The sequence below is a fragment of the Comamonas sp. MYb69 genome, from assembly GCF_037479315.1.
GTDB lineage: Bacteria > Pseudomonadota > Gammaproteobacteria > Burkholderiales > Burkholderiaceae_C > Comamonas.
The window spans coordinates 138,321-155,339 of record NZ_JBBGZG010000005.1 but is presented as its reverse complement, the minus strand read 5'-3'; the positions used below and the strand labels follow the sequence as shown (position 1 = coordinate 155,339).

The 17,019-nt window shown below is 64.7% G+C and carries 15 protein-coding genes; 3 read left to right on the top strand and 12 right to left on the bottom strand.

The features are described from left to right. Positions 1 to 40 precede the first annotated feature (40 nt). The gene (locus tag WH303_RS08955; protein WP_339518040.1) at positions 41 to 403 is read left to right on the top strand and encodes a DUF1428 domain-containing protein; all 363 of its coding nucleotides are present in this window, start codon (positions 41 to 43) and stop codon (positions 401 to 403) included. Between the two features lie 65 nt (positions 404 to 468). On the opposite strand, the gene WH303_RS08950 is transcribed toward WH303_RS08955, so the two are convergent. From WH303_RS08950 to WH303_RS08940, 3 genes are read right to left on the bottom strand one after another with little or no spacing between them, the layout of a single operon-like run. After that, positions 469 to 1,932, bottom strand: coding sequence for a sensor histidine kinase (locus WH303_RS08950; protein WP_339518039.1), 1,464 nt, complete (start codon positions 1,930 to 1,932; stop codon positions 469 to 471). A 24-nt stretch (positions 1,933 to 1,956) separates the two neighbouring features. Next, a complete protein-coding gene (locus WH303_RS08945) occupies positions 1,957 to 2,622 on the bottom strand; it encodes a response regulator transcription factor (protein ID WP_021028474.1) in 666 nt (221 codons plus the stop codon). 6 nt (positions 2,623 to 2,628) lie between these two features. After that, complete coding sequence (locus WH303_RS08940; protein WP_027011269.1) at positions 2,629 to 3,369, bottom strand: PepSY domain-containing protein; 741 nt, start codon at positions 3,367 to 3,369, stop codon at positions 2,629 to 2,631. Positions 3,370 to 3,510: 141 nt separating this feature from the next. Here WH303_RS08940 and WH303_RS08935 point away from each other — a divergent pair, with 141 nt between their 5' ends. Next, positions 3,511 to 4,161 carry a PepSY domain-containing protein gene (locus WH303_RS08935; RefSeq protein WP_021028476.1) on the top strand — a complete coding sequence of 217 codons (651 nt, stop codon included), beginning with the start codon at positions 3,511 to 3,513 and terminating at the stop codon, positions 4,159 to 4,161. A gap of 93 nt (positions 4,162 to 4,254) precedes the next feature. On the opposite strand, the gene rlmB is transcribed toward WH303_RS08935, so the two are convergent. Then, complete coding sequence (rlmB, locus tag WH303_RS08930) at positions 4,255 to 5,016, bottom strand: 23S rRNA (guanosine(2251)-2'-O)-methyltransferase RlmB (protein WP_021028477.1); 762 nt, start codon at positions 5,014 to 5,016, stop codon at positions 4,255 to 4,257. 111 nt (positions 5,017 to 5,127) lie between these two features. Between rlmB and WH303_RS08925 the strand changes: the two genes are divergently transcribed. Further along, on the top strand, positions 5,128 to 6,552 hold the full coding sequence (locus tag WH303_RS08925) for a glycerate kinase type-2 family protein (RefSeq protein ID WP_339518037.1): 1,425 nt from the start codon (positions 5,128 to 5,130) through the stop codon (positions 6,550 to 6,552). Between the two features lie 35 nt (positions 6,553 to 6,587). Here WH303_RS08925 and WH303_RS08920 read toward each other — a convergent pair whose 3' ends face one another. From WH303_RS08920 to odhB, 8 genes are all read right to left on the bottom strand, one after another. Beyond that, the gene (locus WH303_RS08920; protein ID WP_339518035.1) at positions 6,588 to 7,328 is read right to left on the bottom strand and encodes a DUF3011 domain-containing protein; all 741 of its coding nucleotides are present in this window, start codon (positions 7,326 to 7,328) and stop codon (positions 6,588 to 6,590) included. A 133-nt stretch (positions 7,329 to 7,461) separates the two neighbouring features. Beyond that, on the bottom strand, positions 7,462 to 8,880 hold the full coding sequence (locus WH303_RS08915) for a short-chain fatty acid transporter (protein ID WP_021028480.1): 1,419 nt from the start codon (positions 8,878 to 8,880) through the stop codon (positions 7,462 to 7,464). Between the two features lie 195 nt (positions 8,881 to 9,075). Next, positions 9,076 to 11,700: an alanine--tRNA ligase gene (gene alaS, locus WH303_RS08910; protein WP_339518034.1), complete on the bottom strand. Its 2,625-nt coding sequence runs from the start codon at positions 11,698 to 11,700 to the stop codon at positions 9,076 to 9,078. A gap of 142 nt (positions 11,701 to 11,842) precedes the next feature. Beyond that, the gene (locus tag WH303_RS08905) at positions 11,843 to 12,550 is read right to left on the bottom strand and encodes a hypothetical protein (protein WP_339518033.1); all 708 of its coding nucleotides are present in this window, start codon (positions 12,548 to 12,550) and stop codon (positions 11,843 to 11,845) included. Positions 12,551 to 12,564: 14 nt separating this feature from the next. Beyond that, a complete protein-coding gene (gene zapE / locus WH303_RS08900) occupies positions 12,565 to 13,668 on the bottom strand; it encodes a cell division protein ZapE (RefSeq protein WP_021028483.1) in 1,104 nt (367 codons plus the stop codon). 91 nt (positions 13,669 to 13,759) lie between these two features. After that, positions 13,760 to 15,187: a dihydrolipoyl dehydrogenase gene (gene lpdA / locus WH303_RS08895; RefSeq protein WP_339518032.1), complete on the bottom strand. Its 1,428-nt coding sequence runs from the start codon at positions 15,185 to 15,187 to the stop codon at positions 13,760 to 13,762. A gap of 2 nt (positions 15,188 to 15,189) precedes the next feature. Further along, positions 15,190 to 15,702, bottom strand: a complete 513-nt coding sequence (locus WH303_RS08890) for a hypothetical protein (protein ID WP_148293268.1) — start codon at positions 15,700 to 15,702, stop codon at positions 15,190 to 15,192. A gap of 15 nt (positions 15,703 to 15,717) precedes the next feature. Further along, positions 15,718 to 16,980: a 2-oxoglutarate dehydrogenase complex dihydrolipoyllysine-residue succinyltransferase gene (gene odhB, locus WH303_RS08885; protein ID WP_133857256.1), complete on the bottom strand. Its 1,263-nt coding sequence runs from the start codon at positions 16,978 to 16,980 to the stop codon at positions 15,718 to 15,720. Positions 16,981 to 17,019 lie beyond the last annotated feature (39 nt).

The window sequence follows — 17,019 nt, the reverse complement described above, 5'->3', positions numbered from 1 at the left end:
CCCACGCATAACGGCGCCGTTGAGCGCCCAGGAGACCACCATGCCCTATGTCGATGGATTTGTACTGCCCGTGCCCCGCGCCAATCTCGATGCCTACCGCGCGATGGCCGAGGCCGCTGGCAAGGTCTGGATGGAGCACGGCGCGCTGCAGTACTGGGAGTGCGTAGGGGACGATGTGCCCGATGGCGAAGTCACCTCGTTTCCGATGGCGGTCAAGCTTCAGGCGGACGAGGTCGCCTGCTTTTCCTGGATCGTCTACACCTCGCGCGCCGAGCGCGACCGTATCAATGCTGCAGTGATGGCCGACCCGCGCCTGGCGGACCTGCAACCGGCCAATATGCCGTTTGATGCCAAGCGGATGATCTTTGGCGGATTCGCGCCGGTCGTGCAGTTGGGGACTTGACAAGGCCACCCGGGCCACCTGGACCACCTGGACCACCTAGGGCCACCTAGAGCCGCTGCGCCGCATTAGGCCACTACGCCGGCCACCTCCACATGTACCAGCAGCCCCTTCAGGGCCTCGCTCTTGCGCAATTGCAACTGGCCTTCGTAGCCTTGCACGATCTGCTGGGCAATCGACAGGCCCAGGCCCGTGCCGGCCACCGTTTCATCAAAACGCTGGCCCCGCGCGCCAGCCGCCTGCATTTGCGCGGCCGTCATGCCCGGGCCATCGTCTTCCACCTGCAGCACCAGGCCTTGGCTGGCACTGCGCTGCACCGTCAGCCGCACCTGCGAGGCGGCCCATTTGCCCGCGTTGTCCAGCAGATTGCCCAGCAGCTCTTCCAGATCGGCGCGCTCGCCCCGCCACCACAGCGGGCTAGCCTCCTCCACCAGCTGCCAGTCCAGGTCGCTGGCCTGGTGCAGTTGGCGCAGCATCGCCAGCATCTGCCGCGCGCAGGCCAGCACATCCACAGGCAGGCCGGCGCTTGGGCCGTGCACCAAGGTGGCATCGCTGAAGGTGCGGGCCTGGTAGCGGTCAATCAGCCGTGCCATCGCCGTGGTCTGCTGCAGCACCAGGTCCGCCGGCAGGGCTACCCCACTGCCGGCATGGGCCATCAGCAGCGACAAGGGTTTTTTCAGCGCATGGTTCAGGTCGGCCGCGTGCGAGCGTGAGCGTTCCACCACCTGGGTATTGCGCGCCAGCAAGGCGGCCAGCTCCTGCTGCAAGGGCTGCAGGTCAGCGCCCAGCGGCAGCTGGGCAATCTGCTCGGTGGCGGGCGCCGCGCCGGGCAGCGGCTTGCCCAGGCCGGCAATCACATCGACCAGGCGCTTGAGCGGCGCCAGGCCCACGCGCAGCTGCAGCCAGACCAGCGCGCCAATCAACAAGAGCAGCATGGCGCCGGTGATCCAGAGAATCTGGTCAATGCGGCGCAGGCTGGCTATCAGCGGCTGAGCCGGGCCAAAGACCTGCAGGTGCATCGGCGCGGCACCCGCTGCCAGCTGCAGCGAAAAATGCTGCACCCACAGCGCCTCCTGCTGCGGGCCCAGGGCCTGCTGCAAGCGCTCGTTGCCCCAGAGCCCTGCCCGCTTTACCACCAGGTCGGGCTGGTCCCACAGCGAGCGCGAACGCGCCAACACGACCGGCGCAGCAGCCGTGCGCAGTTGCGCAGGCGCCTGGCCCTGCAGCTGCCAGTACCAGCCCGAGAAAATGGCGCTGAACTCGTCGCTGCCGCCGGCTGCCTCCTGCACCCGGCCATCGGGCAGCAGCGCCAGGCGCGCGTGGATGCGCTCGGATTTTTCCTCCAGGCTGCGCGACATGCTGCCCAGCAAGCTGGCATGCACCTCGTAACGCAGCCACCAGCCGCCCAGCCCCATCACCAGCAAACTGGGCACGATGACCAAGGCGGCCATGCGCGCAGCCAGCGACCAGCGCCGCGCAGGTGAGCGCCGCGCGGGCGGGCTCTCGTGGGCAGATCTGGGGGACAAGGCCATGGTGCGGCGGGGCTTCAGCAACAGCTAGCTGGGCGCGTTCAGCCGAAAACCCTGGCCGCGCTCGGTCACCAGCAGATCGGACTGGCGCAGCTTGCGCCGTATGCGGCCGATCAGCACATCAAGCGTGTTGGAGTCCGGGTCCAGATCGCGGGCATAGACATGCTCGCTGATCTCGGTGCGCGTGAGCACGCGGTTGGGGTGGTGTATCAAATAGGCCAGAATCTTGTGCTCCTGCGCCGTCAGCTGCAGCCCCTGGCCATCCTGCAAAAAGCGGCCGGCCGTTACGTCGTATTCCAGGCAGCCCGCGCGCAGCACCGTGGCCGCACTGCCGGCGCTGCGGCGCAGCATGGCGCGCAGGCGCAGCACCACCTCGTCGAGCATAAAGGGCTTGGTCAGGTAGTCATCGGCCCCCGCGCCAAAGCCGGCCACCTTGTCGCTCCAGCGGTTGCGCGCCGTCAGGATCAGCACCGGCCACTGGCAACCCGCCTCGCGCCAATCGCGCAACACCGTCAGCCCATCGCGCTGGGGCAGACCCAGGTCCAGCACGGCCGCGTCGTAGGGCTCGGTGCTGCCCGCAAACGATGCGGCATCGCCATCGGCCTCCACATCGACCGAAAACCCGGCACGCACCAGCGCCTGCTCCATTTGCGCGGCCAGCTCGGCATCGTCTTCCACCACCAGGATTCGCATCTGCGCTCAGTCCTCCAGCTTTTGTTGGATCACCTGCAAGCTGCGCGCATCGACCTTGAGCTCCAAGGTGCTGCCATTGCTCTGCAGCAACTCGATCTCGTAATAAGAGGCCTGGATCTCGTCGTGCTCCAGTTCCACCTCCAGCACCTGGCCCGAGAACCGGGGTGCCAGTGCCTGCAGAACCTCGTCCACGCGCTTGAGCGGCGCGGGGTTGCGGGCCTTGGCCGGGGCCATTGGCAGCACCGCACCCGTGGCCGCATCCATCACCAGCTTGCGGTAGCCCTGCTGGTCTGCGCTGAGCTTGATTTCATAGACGCCCCGGCCCTGGCTGTCGCGCTCAAACTCCACATCGGTGATGCGGCTCGCGTGCTGCTGCGCCAGCTTGGCCAGGTACTGCGCCAGCTCCCGCATGCCCAGCGCCTGCGAGCGGTCCTTGGCCACGCGCTGCACAGTCTGGCCACTGGCCGCATCGATCAGCAGCTCCTGCTTGAGGCCCTGGCTGTCCACCAGCTTGATCTCGTAGCGCAGCTCGCCCTTGGGGCCGCGCTTGGTCTCGACATCCACCACACGGCCGGCCTGGCTGGCGGCAATGTCGCTCAGGATGGCCGACAAGGGCTTGTACTGGCCAGTGGCCACCGCCGCACGCACGGCGTCATGCTCGGCCGCCTGGCTGACGCCGCCCAGCAGCAAACTGCAGGCCAGAGGCCAGGCAGCGATGCGAGAAATGCGGGGGGGAATTTGCGCCATGGCAGGCATTATGACAAGCGCGACTAAACAGACCATGAACGAACACTTCACACTGCGTTTAGGCAAGGTTTTCAATACTTCAGTCCATGACGAATCAGCCAGCTGCTGGTTTGCATGCCACATCATTGAAGGGATTGAACCATGAAGAAGACCACCATCGCCTGGATCCTGGGTGCCGCCGGCCTCGCTGCCAGCCTGCCATTTGCTGCCCAGGCCTACAACGCCCAGGAAGTGCTCAACAGCATCAGCGCCAGCGGCCTGGTCGCTCCGCAAGACCTGGAAAAGCAATACGGCTACTGGACCGCCAAGGCCACCCAGCCAGACGGCAGCCGCGCCTATGTGCTGGTGAGCGATGCCGACGGCAGCCTGCTGGCCCTGCGCAAGGCCGAGCTGGGCAGCACCTACCCCGGCGCCAGCCAGGTTGCTGCCAAGCTGCAAGCCATGGGTTACGGCCAGATCAAGGAAGTGGAGTTTGACGACGGCTTCTGGGAAGCCAAGGTGCGCGGCGCCAATGGCGTTAAGCAAAAGCTGGTGCTGCACCCGGTAAGCCTGGATGTGCTGTCCCAACCCGGCCAGCCTGCCCCTACCCCGGGCGCCGGTGCGGGCAGCGCCATTTTGAGCGCAGCGCAAATCCAGCAGCTGCTGACCCAGGCGGGCTACACCCACATCCATGACCTGGAGCTCGATGACGGTATCTGGGAAGCCGATGCGATCAATGCCCAGGGTTTCCGCGTCGATCTGAAGATCCACCCCGAAACCGGTGCGGTGCTGCGCGAGAAACTGGACGACTAAGTCGATTGGGCCAAAAGCAAAAGGCTGAGCCCGATGGGGTTCAGCCTTTTTTTGGGTGCAGCGCCTGGGACGCTTGCCAGTGGGAAGGGTTTGTTAACCAGCCTTGGCAGGCGTGCGCTGGCGCAGCGCCTCATACAGGCAAACGCCGCTGGCCACCGACACATTGAGGCTGGACACGGCCCCCATCATCGGGATGCCGATCAGCTCATCGCAGGTCTTGCGGGTGAGCTGGCGCATGCCATCGCCTTCGGCGCCCAGCACCAGGGCCACGGGGCCCTTGAGGTCCACCTGGTACAAGGTGTTGGGGGCGTCATCGCTGGTGCCGATAATCCAGACATTGCGCTCCTTGAGCTCTTTCAAGGTACGCGCCAGGTTGGTCACCATGAAGTATGGCACCGTCTCGGCAGCGCCACTGGCCACCTTGGCTACGGTGGCATTGATGCCGACTGCATGGTCCTTGGGCGCAATCACCGCATGGGCGCCGGCACCATCGGCCACGCGCAGGCAGGCACCCAGGTTGTGCGGATCGGTCACGCCGTCGAGCACCAGCAGCAGTGGCGAGGTGACGCCGGCTTCTTCCAGGTCGTCAAGCAGCTCATCCAGGGTGCGGGTGTCCTTGATCTCTTCAACACGGGCAGCCACGCCCTGGTGGCCGTGCGAGCCGGCCAGCTTGGCGATGCGCGGTGCATCTGCCTCGATCAGCCGCACCCCCGCCTCTTTGGCGCGCTCCAGAAATTGGCGCATGCGCGCATCGCGGCGCGTGGACTCGAAATAGACTTCGATGATCGATTTGGGCGCAATCTTCATGCGCACACCAACGGCATGGAAGCCGAACAACACTTTGGGGGATGACATAGGGCAGCATTATCGCTGCTTGCCCATACCCCGGGGGCGCAGCGACAATCCACCGCAAGGGCGACCAGCCGCGCCTTCGCAAAACGGCTCACTCTGCCACGCTCCCAGCCCATGACCTCTACCCCCTCCACTGCCTTTGCGGTCCACCATCTCGATGTGCATGGCAGCGCTGATGCCCAGCCGGTGCCCGAGCCCCATTTGCAGCCCTTGCAGTTTCTGCAGCACCTGTACCGGGTCGCCGTGCGCGATGCACTGCCGCTGGAAGGCCTGCGCAAGCATTTGCCGGCGGTGCCCAAGGGCCGCACCCTGGTGATTGGGGCGGGCAAGGCCGGCGCGGCAATGGCACAGGCCATGGAACAGCTCTGGCCTTTGGAGGCGCCGCTGTCGGGCCTGGTCGTCACGCGCTATGGGCATGTTCCGCCGCGCCCGCTGGGCCTGGCCCAGCGCATCGAGGTGGTGGAAGCGGCCCACCCCGTGCCCGATGCCGCCGGCCTGCAAGCGGCCGAGCGCATGCTGGCCTTGACCGAAGGGCTCAGCGCCGATGACCTGGTGATTTGCCTGATCTCGGGCGGCGGCTCGGCGCTGCTCACCTTGCCGGCCGAGGGCCTGACCCTGGCCGACAAGCAGCGCATCAACCGCGAGCTGCTCGAGAGCGGCGCCCACATCGGCGAGATGAACTGCGTGCGCAAGCATCTCTCTCGCATCAAGGGCGGGCGCCTGGGTGCCGCCTGCCATCCGGCGCAGGTGGTCAGCCTGCTGATCAGCGATGTACCCGGTGATTCGCCGGCCATCATCGCCAGCGGTCCGACGGTGCCAGACCCCAGCACTTGCGCCGATGCGCTGGCAATCCTGGAGCGCTATGCGATTGCGGTACCCGAGCCCGTGCGCGAGGCGCTGCGCAGCGGCTTGCTGGAAACCCCCAAGCCCGGCGACCCACGCTTTGCCGGCCACCAGGTGCAGCTGATTGCCACTCCGCAGCAGTCCTTGCAGGCAGCGGCCGCTGCCGCGCGCGATGCCGGCATCGCCTGCCATGTGCTCAGCGACGAGATGGAGGGCGAATCCCGCGAAGTGGCCAAGGTGCATGCCGCGCTGGCCCGTGCTGTGGCCCTGCATGGCCAGCCTTTTGCCCGGCCCTGCGTGATTCTGTCTGGCGGTGAGACCACGGTGACGCTGCGCAAACCGGCCGAAGGCACCGCGCGGGGCCGGGGCGGCCGTGCCGGCGAGTTCTGCCTGGGGCTGGCCCAGGCACTGCAGGCCGTGCCCGGTGTATGGGCGCTGGCGGCCGATACCGATGGCATTGATGGGGTGGAAGACAATGCCGGCGCGGTGGTGACACCGGACACGCTGGCCCGGGCCGCCGCGCTGCAGCTCAAACCTGCTGCCTATCAGGACCGCAATGACAGCTATGGCTTTTTTGGCCCGCTGGGCGATCTGGTGGTGACCGGCCCGACCCACACCAATGTGAATGATTTTCGGGCGCTGCTGATTCTGCAGCCGATGGATGCGCCCATGAAAAAAGCGGCCAGCTCAGGCTGACCGCTTGCTGACCGCTTCGTCGTGGTTGACCTGGCTCAGCGGCTGCCAAAACGCCCACGGCAACCGCGCGTGACCCAGATGCGGCGCGCGCGGTCGTCATAACCCCAGGTATAGCCTTCGCGGCAGCTGTCGCTGGACAACTGCTCCAGCAGCACCGGGCGGCCCCAGCGCGCATTCCAGTCGCAGCTGTTGTCGCGGCGGTCGTCGCTGCTGCAGGTCAGCTCCCGGCCCTGGCCATAGCCAGGATTGGGCCGGCCGCCGCCGTAGCCGCCACCGTAACCGCTGCTGATGGCGAAATCGGCACGGCAGCCCCGGCTGACCCAGACAGAATCACCGCTTTGGCCCCAGCTGCGGCCCTCGTCGCAACGCGCGTCGGAGAGCTGGCGGGCAACCTCGACCCGGGCACCACGCGGAATGGCGCATTCACGCATGCGGCCGTCATTGCTCTCGCAGCGCACCAGCTGGTTGCTGCCGCCACCGCCCCAGCCACCGCCACCTCGGCTATCGGCAAAGCGGGCGCGGCAACCGTCGGTCACCCAGACCACACCGCCTCCGCGGTGGCCCCAGCTGCGGCCTTCGACGCAAGAGGCGCTCGACAAGGTTTCGCTCACGACCGGGTCACGAAACGGCGTGCGGCACTCACGCGTGCGTCCATCCTGGCTCTCGCAGGTCACTTCGCCATCGCGCCCATACTGGGCCTGCGCGGCGGGGGCGATGGCCACCAAAGCCAGTGCCAGTGCGCCCAGCGCAGCGCCGCTCCATGTTGTTTTCGCCATTGCTCTCTCCTCGTTATGGTCTTCGATGGGGGCCAAGGTTAACCCGAAATGGCCGCTGGTTTTGTAAGCAAAGTCAGCAAAAAAGGCGAGCCGTAGCTCGCCCGGGTCATGGCGGGTTGCCACCCAACGATGCTCAGGGCATCACTGGCGGAATATAGGCCAGGGTCTGGCCCAGGAACCACAGCAGGAACAGCACCACCGGGATGTGCACCAGCAGCTGCACAAAGGTGAAGCCGATCAGGTCGCGCGCCTTCAGACCCAGCACCCCCAACAGCGGCAGCATGTAGAACGGGTTGATCAGATTGGGCAGTGCCTCAGCCGCGTTGTAGATCTGCACAGCCCAGCCCAGGTGGTACTGCAGGTCGTTGGCCACCTGCATCACATACGGCGCCTCGATGATCCACTTGCCGCCGCCCGACGGGATGAAGAAGCCCAGAATGGCCGAGTACACGCCCATCAGCAGCGCATAGGTGTCATGCGTGGCGATCTGGGTGAAAAAGGTCGAGATATAGTGCGCAATCGTGTGGCCATCAACGCCCTTGACCTCGGTCATGATCGCGGCGATCGAGCCGTAGAGCGGAAACTGGATCAGCACACCGGTGGTGGTGGGCACGGCGCGTGCCACCGCATCCAGAAAGCTGCGCGGGCGCCAGTGCAGCAAGGCCCCGACCATCAGAAAAATCAGGTTGTAGGTGTTGAGGCCCGAGATCGCCTGGATCGCCGGCTTGCTGGAGAACTCTTCGACCATCCAGCCGACTGCCAGCAGCACCAGAAAAATGATCAGCAGCGGGCTGTGCTCCAGCCATTCACCGGGGCGCGTGGGCTTGGTCACCGGTTGCGCTTCGGCGCTGATGTCCACCTGGCAGGCGGCCGCATCCTTGGCGTTGGCTGCGCCCGGCGCCGTCACATAGGCAATCAGCAGCGAGATCAGCACCAGGGCCAGCAGCATCACGCCCGATTGCCACAGGAAAATCGTCTCGGTGAAAGGAATCACACCAGTGATCGCCAGGATCGACGGCGGCAGGCTGGCCGGGTTGGCCTGCAGCTGCGCGGCCGATGAGGAAATGCCCAGCGCCCAGACAGCGCCCAGGCCCAGGTAGGCCGCAGCGCCGGCTGCGCGGTAGTCCATTTTCAGGTCGGTGCGGCGGGCCAGCGCCTTGACCAGCAGGCCACCAAACACCAGGCTCAGACCCCAGTTGAGCAGCGAGGCCACCATCGAGATCAGTGCCACCCAGGCCACCGCACTGCGGCCATTGCCCGGCACCTTGGCCAGCGCTTCAATCAGGCGCGATGCGGGCTTGGAGCTGGCCACCACATAGCCGCCAATCACCACAAAGGCCATCTGCATCGTGAACGGGATCAGGCTCCAAAAACCCTTGCCAAAGGCCTTGCTGGTCTCTTGCACCGGCACGCCAATGGCCAGCGCCGCTGCCACCACAATCGCAATCCCCACCACGGCAAACACCCAGGAATCGGGAAACCACTTCTCGGCCCAGGCCGCACACCGCATCGCAAACCGCGCCGAGCGGCTCTCTTCCAATTGCACCGACATAGTCACCTTTCTGTCTCGCGTTAATTTCAAAGCGCGGCGATCTTCTCATGCGGGAAGGTCAATTTCGTTAAGTGCGACTACGTACCGCCATGCGAAATGGTCAGAGCGGCGAAGTGCTGGCTGCTGTGCGGACGCAAAAAAGCCCCCTGCACTGCAGGAGGCTCGTTGGGGATTGCGAAACCGCTTAAGCCGCTATCAGACCCGCTCGGCCACCCAGGCTTGAACGCCCGCCAGCGCTTGCGCGAGGCCCGCTGGATTGGTGCCGCCAGCCATCGCCATGTCAGGCTTGCCGCCGCCCTTGCCACCCACTTGCTGGGCGACAAAGTTCACCAGTTCACCGGCCTTGACCTTGCCAATGCTGTCCTTGGTCACGCCTGCGGCCAGCTGTACCTTGTCGCCGTCTACAGCCGCCAACACGATGGCAGCGGTGCCCAGCTTGTCCTTGAGCTTGTCCATGGTGTCGCGCAGCGCTTTCGCATCGGCGCCATCCAGGGTGGCCGCCAGCACCTTGATGCCCTTGACGTCCACCGCTTGGCCGGCCAGCTCGTCGCCCTGGCTCGACGCCAGCTTGCCCTTGAGCTGGGCCAGTTCCTTCTCCAGCGCCTTGATCTGGTCGAGCGCGCCACCGATGCGGTGGTTGAGCTCGGCCACTGGGGCCTTCAAGGTCGAAGCGGCTTCGTCCACCGTTGATTCGAGCGACTGCAGATAAGCCAGCGCGTTCTCGCCGGTCACCGCCTCAATACGGCGCACGCCCGCAGCCACGCCGCCTTCGGCGACGACCTTGAACAGGCCGATATCGCCGGTGCGCTGCACATGGGTGCCGCCGCAGAGTTCACGGCTTGAGCCGATGTCCAGCACGCGCACGGTCTCGCCGTACTTTTCGCCAAACAGCATCATTGCGCCGGTCTTTTGTGCGCTCTCGATGTCCATCACGCGCGCGCCGGTTTCGGTGTTCGCCAGGATCTCGGCATTCACGCGCTTTTCGATCTCGCGCTTTTGCGCGTCGGTCACGGGGCTGTTGTGGGCAAAGTCAAAACGGGTGCGTTCCGCATTGACCAGGCTGCCCTTTTGCTGCACATGGTCGCCCAGCACTTCCCGCAGTGCCTTGTGCATGATGTGGGTGACCGAGTGGTTGCGCATGGTGGCGGCGCGCAAGGCGGTATCCACCTCGGCTTGCACCGCATCGCCCACCTTGAGGCTGCCCGCAGCGAGCTGGCCATGGTGGCCGAACACATCGGCCTTGATCTTCAAGGTGTCTTCCACGACAAAGCGGTTGGCACCGGTCGAGATCACACCCTGGTCGCCCACCTGGCCACCCGATTCGGCGTAGAACGGCGTGGTGTCCAGCACGACCACGGCGGTCTGGCCGGCGTTGATCGCGTTGACGCTGCTGCCATCGACATACAGCGCCACGACCTTGGCGGCCTCGCTCAGCTGCGTGTAGCCGGTGAAGGCATTGGCCGCGCCGGTGTATTCCAGTGCGCGGTCCATCTTGAACTTGCCTGCGGCGCGGGCCTGGCTCTTTTGCTGCTCCATCGCGGCATGAAAGCCTGCCTCGTCCACGCTCAGGCCGCGTTCGCGCGCCACGTCGTTGGACAAGTCCAGCGGGAAGCCGTAGGTGTCGTGCAGCTTGAAGGCCACATCACCGGGCAGCACCTTGGCGCCGCCGGCTAGCGCGCTGTCCAGAATGTCCATCCCGTTGGCCAGGGTCTCGAAGAAGCGCTCTTCCTCGACCTTGAGCACCTCGGTGATGCGCGCTTCCTGCTCGCGGATCTTGGGGTAGGCATCGCCCATCACGGCGACCAGGTCCTTGACCAGCTTGTGGAAGAACGGCGTCTTCTGGCCCAGCTTGTAGCCGTGGCGGATAGCGCGGCGGATGATGCGGCGCTGCACATAGCCCCGGCCTTCGTTCGACGGGATCACGCCATCGGCCACCAGGAAGGCGGTCGCGCGGATGTGGTCGGCGATGACCTTCAGCGATGGGGTTTCCAGGTCGTCGATATGGGTCTCGCGTGCAGCGGCCTTGATCAGCGCCTGGAACAGGTCGATCTCGTAGTTGCTGTGCACATGCTGCAAGATGGCAGCCAGGCGTTCCAGGCCCATGCCGGTATCGACGCAGGGGGCTGGCAGCGGCTTGACCGAGCCGTCTTCGGCCATGTCGAACTGCATGAACACGTTGTTCCAGATTTCGATGAAACGGTCACCGTCTTCATCGGGCGAGCCTGGAGGGCCGCCGGCAATGTGCGGGCCGTGGTCATAGAAGATCTCCGAGCAAGGGCCGCAAGGGCCGGTGTCGGCCATCATCCAGAAGTTGTCGCTCTTGTAGCGGCCGCCCTTGTTGTCGCCAATACGGATCACGCGCTCTGGGGGCAGGCCGATCTCCTTGGTCCAGATGTCGTAGGCCTCGTCGTCCTCTTCATAGACGGTGGCCAGCAGCTTCTCGGCCGGCAGCTTGTAGACCTCGGTCAGCAGCTCCCAGGCCCACTTGAGCGATTCGCGCTTGAAGTAGTCGCCAAAGGACCAGTTGCCCAGCATCTCGAAGAAGGTGTGGTGGCGCGCGGTGTAGCCCACGTTTTCCAGGTCGTTGTGCTTGCCGCCCGCACGCAGGCAAGTCTGCACGCTGGTCGCCCGGGTGTAGGGGCGCTTGTCGGTGCCCAGGAACACATCCTTGAACTGCACCATGCCGGAGTTGGTGAACATCAGCGTCGGATCGTTGCCCGGCACCAGCGGGCTGGACGGAACAATGGTGTGCCCCTTGGACGCGAAAAAGTCCAAGAAGGTCTTGCGGATCTCAGCGACGGAAAAAGTGGGTGTACTCATGGTGTGATGCAGTGGTGGCGCCTGTCCGGCTTCCCCTGAAGCGGTGCGGGCGCGAATCTTCCATTATAGGGTTTGGGCTGAACTACAGCGCCTGGGGAGCCCGAGCAAGGCAGCCTGAGGCGGGATACGCGTTTTGGCGGCCTTACTGGGGCACGGGCAGTGGCGCCGCCTTGCGCTTGCCTTCCAGCTCCTTCATGCGCTTTTCATGGGCTTCGAGCTTGCGCTGCGCGGCCTCCTGCTTGGCGTCGTATTCCTCTTGCGCGGCACTGATGTTGTCGGGGCGCTCTTCGTTGTGGCGCTGCTGGGTGCGCTGCTTGCTATCCAACTTGCCGGCCTGGCTGGTGGCGCGGCGGGCGGCATCCTGCTCGCGGCGCTGCTGCTGCTCGGCAATGCTCTCGGCATTGCGCTTGGGCGCATGGCTGCTGCGCTGGGCCGCCTGCTCGTCGTGCTCTTTCTGGCGCTGCTCCAGATCGGGCTGGTTCAGGGCACCTCCATCCAGTGTGGGGTGCTTGCGCTCAAAATCGCTTTGCTTGTTGGCGCGGGCATCGCGCTGGTTGGCGGTTTTCTCGTCGCGTTCCTGCGCATTGATGGCCAGCTCGCGCTGGCGCAGCGCGCGCTCTTCGGTGTTGTACTGGCGGCGCACCTTCTGCAGGCAGTCGGTCACCGCAAAGTGCTGGTAGCAGATCTTTTCGTTGTTGGCCAGGCGCGCTTCGCTGTCCTTGCGCTCCAGCGTGATCTGGGCACGCGCCTGCGTGCGCTCCTGCGCATTCGAGGTTTTGCCGGAGGCCGCATGGGCCAGGCTGGTGGCAGCCAGCAGCACCAGCACGGTGACAGTGTTCAAACGAGGCATAGGGCCCTCTCTTCTCAGGTCAGCGCGGTATCAACCACGCGTCGCTCCAGCGACAAATACTCCTGCGACTGCATCTCGTTGAGGCGCGAGACGGTGCGCGGAAACTCATGGGACAGCGGCCCTTCGGTGTAGAGCTGCTCGGGCGGCACCGCAGCCGACATGATGAGCTTGACCCGGCGGTCATAGAGCACATCGACCAGCCAGGTAAAGCGGCGGGCGGGCGAGGCCATGTTGACGAACATCTGCGGCACATTGGACAGCAGCACGGTGTGGAACTGGGTCGCCAGCTCCAGGTAGTCGTTCTGCGAGCGCGGGTTGACGCAGAGCTCATGGAAATCGAACCAGATCACACCACCCGCACGGCGGCGCGGCTTGAGCTCGCGCGATTCGATCTTGAACACCGGCTTCTCATCGGGCACCTCGGCCAACTGGCCAAAGGTCTGCTCCATCGCTGCATCGGCCTGCGGGCCCAGCGGGCAGTGGTAGAGCTGGGCCAGCTCCAGCGCGCGGCGGCGGTAGTCGGTGCCGTTGTCGACATTGATCACATCCATGCGCGCGTTGAGCAGGTCGATGGCCGGCAGAATGCGGTCGCGGTGCAGGCCATCGGGGTAGAGGCCGTCGGGCGTGAAGTTGGAGGTGGTGACAAAGCCCACGCCGTTGTTGAACAGCGCCAGCAGCAGGCGGTAGAGGATCATCGCATCGGTGATGTCCGCCACATGGAACTCGTCAAAGCAGATGAGCTTGTACTTCTTGGCGATCTTGGCGCCCAGCACATCGAGCGGGTCCTGCGTACCCTTGAGCAAGGTCAGCTCGCGCTGCACCTCGCGCATGAACTCATGGAAATGCAAACGCACCTTGCGGCGCAGCGGCACGGCGTTGAAGAAGCAATCCATGATGAAGCTCTTGCCGCGCCCCACCCCGCCATACATGTACACCCCGCGCGGGATGTCGGGGTGGTTGATCAGCTTCTTGATCGGGTTGGAGCGCTTGTTCTTGTACTGCTCCCACTCATCGGCACAGCGCTGCAAGGCGTCCACCGCACGCATCTGTGCAGGATCACTCTGAAAACCCTTGGCCTTGAGTTCGGCCTCGTATGCATCTCTTACCGCTGTACCCATGGGTGTCTCAATCTCTTGTTGCTATAAATGACATAGCCTCTGGCGCAGAACCAATCTGCACCAGAGGCCATTTTCGCCTAAAACTTCAGGATCAGAAGTTCAGGGTGCGCTTGTCCACGGCCAGTGCCGCTTCCTTGGTCGATTCCGACAGCGATGGGTGGGCGTGGCAGATACGGGCGATGTCTTCGCTCGATGCCTTGAACTCCATCGCCACCACGGCTTCGGAGATCAGCTCCGAGACCATGGGGCCGACCATGTGCACGCCCAGGATTTCGTCGGTCGTGGCGTCCGCCAGGAACTTGACCATACCGGTGGTGTCACCCAGTGCACGTGCGCGGCCGTTGGCCAGGAACGGGAAGGTGCCTGCCTTGTAAGCCACGCCATCGGCCTTGAGCTGCTGCTCGGTGCGGCCCACCCATGCCACTTCGGGGCTGGTGTAGATCACCGATGGCAGGGTGGCGAAGTTCACATGGCCGTGTTGGCCGGCAATGCGCTCGGCCACGGCAACGCCCTCTTCCTCAGCCTTGTGGGCCAGCATTGGGCCGCGCACCACATCGCCCACGGCCCAGACGCCAGGCAGGTTGGTCTTGCAGTTCTCGTCCACGACGATGGCACCACGCTCGTCCAGGGCCAGGCCCACGGCTTCGGGGTTCAGGCCGATGGTGTTGGCGACACGGCCGATGGACACGATCAGGCGGTCCACATCCAGCTGCTGGGCTTCGCCCTTGGCATTGGTGTAGCTGATCTGCACGCCCTTCTTGTCGGCCTTGATGTCGCCCACCTTCACGCCCAGCTCGATCTTCAGACCTTGCTTGTCGAAGGACTTCTTGGCTTCCTTGGCGATTTGCTCGTCCACGGCGGGCAGGAACTTGTCCATGCCTTCGAGCACGGTCACTTCGGTGCCCAGACGGCGCCAGACCGAGCCCATTTCCAGGCCGATCACGCCAGCGCCGATCAGCGCCAGCTTCTTGGGCACGGCGCCCAGGCGCAGTGCGCCGTCGTTGGAGAGAATCTTGTCCTCGTCGAAAGGCACGCCGGGCAGTGCGCGGGCATTGGAGCCGGTGGCCACAATGATCTGCTTGCCGGTGATGGATTCTTCTTCCTTGCCCGCGACCTTGATTTCGTAACCGCCATCAGCGGCCTTCACGAAGGAGCCACGGCCGTGGAAGAAAGTGACCTTGTTCTTCTTGAACAGGTACTGGATGCCGTCGTTGTTTTGCTTGACGACAGTGTCCTTGCGGGCAATCATCTTGGCCACATCCATCGTGACCTTGCCAGTCGAGATGCCGTGGTCGGCAAAGTGCAGGTTGGCGTGCTCGAAATGCTCGGACGACTGCAGCAGGGCCTTCGAGGGAATGCAACCCACGTTGGTGCAGGTGCCGCCCAGGGCTGGGCCGCCGGCCGCGTTCTTCCACTCGTCGATACAGGCCACTTGCATGCCCAGTTGGGCTGCACGGATGGCCGCTACGTAGCCGCCGGGGCCGCCGCCGATCACGACGACATCAAATTGCTTGCTCATGATTAATCCAATGGTGTTAGTTCAAAACTGCCCTGGTGCAATGCCACACCGAAGAGGCCCGTTTTGGTGGTCAGTTGTTCGTCGTTCTGGCGACCAAACGACAAGGTGGTGCCGGGATGGGTGCGGCAGACGAACATGAAGGAGCCGGACTCCAGACATGCAATCTTGCCGCCAGCGCGCATCACCGCCCAGCCCATCTCTTCATAGCCCTGGGCCTTGAAGGGGGTGAGCGGCAGCGGCGCGCCGGGCTCGCCGACAAACGAAATGGCCCATTGCGGGCCATTGCCGTCCGCCTTCGCGCCGGGCACCTCCTTGGCGGAGGTGATCGGGCGGATGCGAATCTGTGATGGAGCGGGCAAGCCCCGGCGTGCAGCCTGGGTGCCTGCTGCCCACTGGAAGCGGTAGTCCCCGCTCCAGCTTTGCGTGGCCACATCCTGCGCTGCAGGGCGGGGCAAGGTACCGCAGGCGCCCAGCACAAGTGCGGACGCTGCAGCCACCAGAACGCGTAGCATCACTGCCCGGCGACCCGATTACAGGTCGAACAGCAGACGCGATGGATCTTCCAGCGCATCCTTCATCGCCACCAGACCCAGCACGGCTTCGCGGCCGTCGATGATGCGGTGGTCATAGGACATCGCGAAGTAGTTCATCGGACGCACCACCACTTGGCCGTTTTCGACCACAGCACGGTCCTTGGTCGCGTGAACGCCCAGGATGGCCGATTGCGGTGGGTTGATGATGGGAGTAGACATCATCGAGCCGAAGGTGCCACCGTTGGAGATGGAGAACGTGCCGCCGGTCATGTCTTCGATGCCCAGCTTGCCGTCCGCAGCCTTCTTGCCGAATTCGGCGATCTTCTTTTCGATGTCGGCGAAGCTCATCTGGTCTGCATTGCGCAGGATGGGCACCACCAGACCGCGTGGCGAGCCCACGGCGATACCGATGTCGAAGTAACCGTGGTAGATGATGTCGGTGCCATCGACCGACGCGTTCAGCACGGGGTACTTCTTCAAGGCATGCACGGCGGCCTTCACGAAGAAGGACATGAAGCCGAGCTTGACGCCGTGTTCCTTGGTGAAATCGTCCTGGAACTTCTTGCGCAGGGCCATCACGGGCGCCATGTTCACTTCGTTGAACGTGGTCAGGATCGCGTTGGTCGACTGCGATTGCAGCAGGCGCTCGGCGATACGGGCACGCAGACGGCTCATCGGCACGCGCTGCTCTGGACGCTCGCCCAGGTCTTGGGCAGCGGCGGGCGATGCCACCTGGGGCAGCGACTTGGTCGGTGCACCGGTGGGGATCACGGCGGCGGTGGACTTGACGCCACCGGCCACGGCGGCCAGCACATCACCCTTGGTGACGCGGCCATCCTTGCCGGAGCCGGCGACAGCGCCGACCGACAGGTTGTTGTCCGCCAGCAGCTTGGCTGCAGCTGGCATGGCGACGTCGCCCTTGTTGCCACCAGCGGCTGCAGGCGCAGCAGCAGGGGCGGGAGCGGCAGCAGCGGGTGCAGGTGCTGCGGCAGCAGGAGCTGCAGCGGCGCCGGCCACGGCTTCGGTGTCGATCTTGGCGATCAGCTGGTCAGCGATGACGGTTGCGCCGTCGCCTTGCACGATCTCGGTCAGCACACCAGCGGCAGGCGCTGGCACTTCGAGCACGACCTTGTCGGTTTCGATCTCGATCAGGATTTCGTCGACAGCAACAGCTTCACCGGCCTTCTTCTTCCAGGTGAGCATGGTGGCTTCAGCGACCGACTCGGACAGCTGGGGGACTTTGACTTCTACGATTGCCATAACAATTCTTTCTGTATTCGTTAAATGCTGAGGTCGTGC

Excerpts from the sequence above, each read along its gene's own strand:
- WH303_RS08945 (WP_021028474.1), bottom strand. The coding sequence starts at position 2,622 with ATGCGAATCCTGGTGGTGGAAGACGATGCCGAGCTGGCCGCGCAAATG.
- lpdA (WP_339518032.1), bottom strand. The coding sequence starts at position 15,187 with ATGAGCAAGCAATTTGATGTCGTCGTGATCGGCGGCGGCCCCGGCGGC.
- WH303_RS08940 (WP_027011269.1), bottom strand. The coding sequence starts at position 3,369 with ATGGCGCAAATTCCCCCCCGCATTTCTCGCATCGCTGCCTGGCCTCTG.
- WH303_RS08955 (WP_339518040.1), top strand. The coding sequence starts at position 41 with ATGCCCTATGTCGATGGATTTGTACTGCCCGTGCCCCGCGCCAATCTC.
- zapE (WP_021028483.1), bottom strand. The coding sequence starts at position 13,668 with ATGGGTACAGCGGTAAGAGATGCATACGAGGCCGAACTCAAGGCCAAG.
- alaS (WP_339518034.1), bottom strand. The coding sequence starts at position 11,700 with ATGAGTACACCCACTTTTTCCGTCGCTGAGATCCGCAAGACCTTCTTG.
- WH303_RS08935 (WP_021028476.1), top strand. The coding sequence starts at position 3,511 with ATGAAGAAGACCACCATCGCCTGGATCCTGGGTGCCGCCGGCCTCGCT.
- WH303_RS08950 (WP_339518039.1), bottom strand. The coding sequence starts at position 1,932 with ATGGCCTTGTCCCCCAGATCTGCCCACGAGAGCCCGCCCGCGCGGCGC.
- rlmB (WP_021028477.1), bottom strand. The coding sequence starts at position 5,016 with ATGTCATCCCCCAAAGTGTTGTTCGGCTTCCATGCCGTTGGTGTGCGC.
- odhB (WP_133857256.1), bottom strand. The coding sequence starts at position 16,980 with ATGGCAATCGTAGAAGTCAAAGTCCCCCAGCTGTCCGAGTCGGTCGCT.
- WH303_RS08905 (WP_339518033.1), bottom strand. The coding sequence starts at position 12,550 with ATGCCTCGTTTGAACACTGTCACCGTGCTGGTGCTGCTGGCTGCCACC.
- WH303_RS08925 (WP_339518037.1), top strand. The coding sequence starts at position 5,128 with ATGACCTCTACCCCCTCCACTGCCTTTGCGGTCCACCATCTCGATGTG.
- WH303_RS08915 (WP_021028480.1), bottom strand. The coding sequence starts at position 8,880 with ATGTCGGTGCAATTGGAAGAGAGCCGCTCGGCGCGGTTTGCGATGCGG.
- WH303_RS08920 (WP_339518035.1), bottom strand. The coding sequence starts at position 7,328 with ATGGCGAAAACAACATGGAGCGGCGCTGCGCTGGGCGCACTGGCACTG.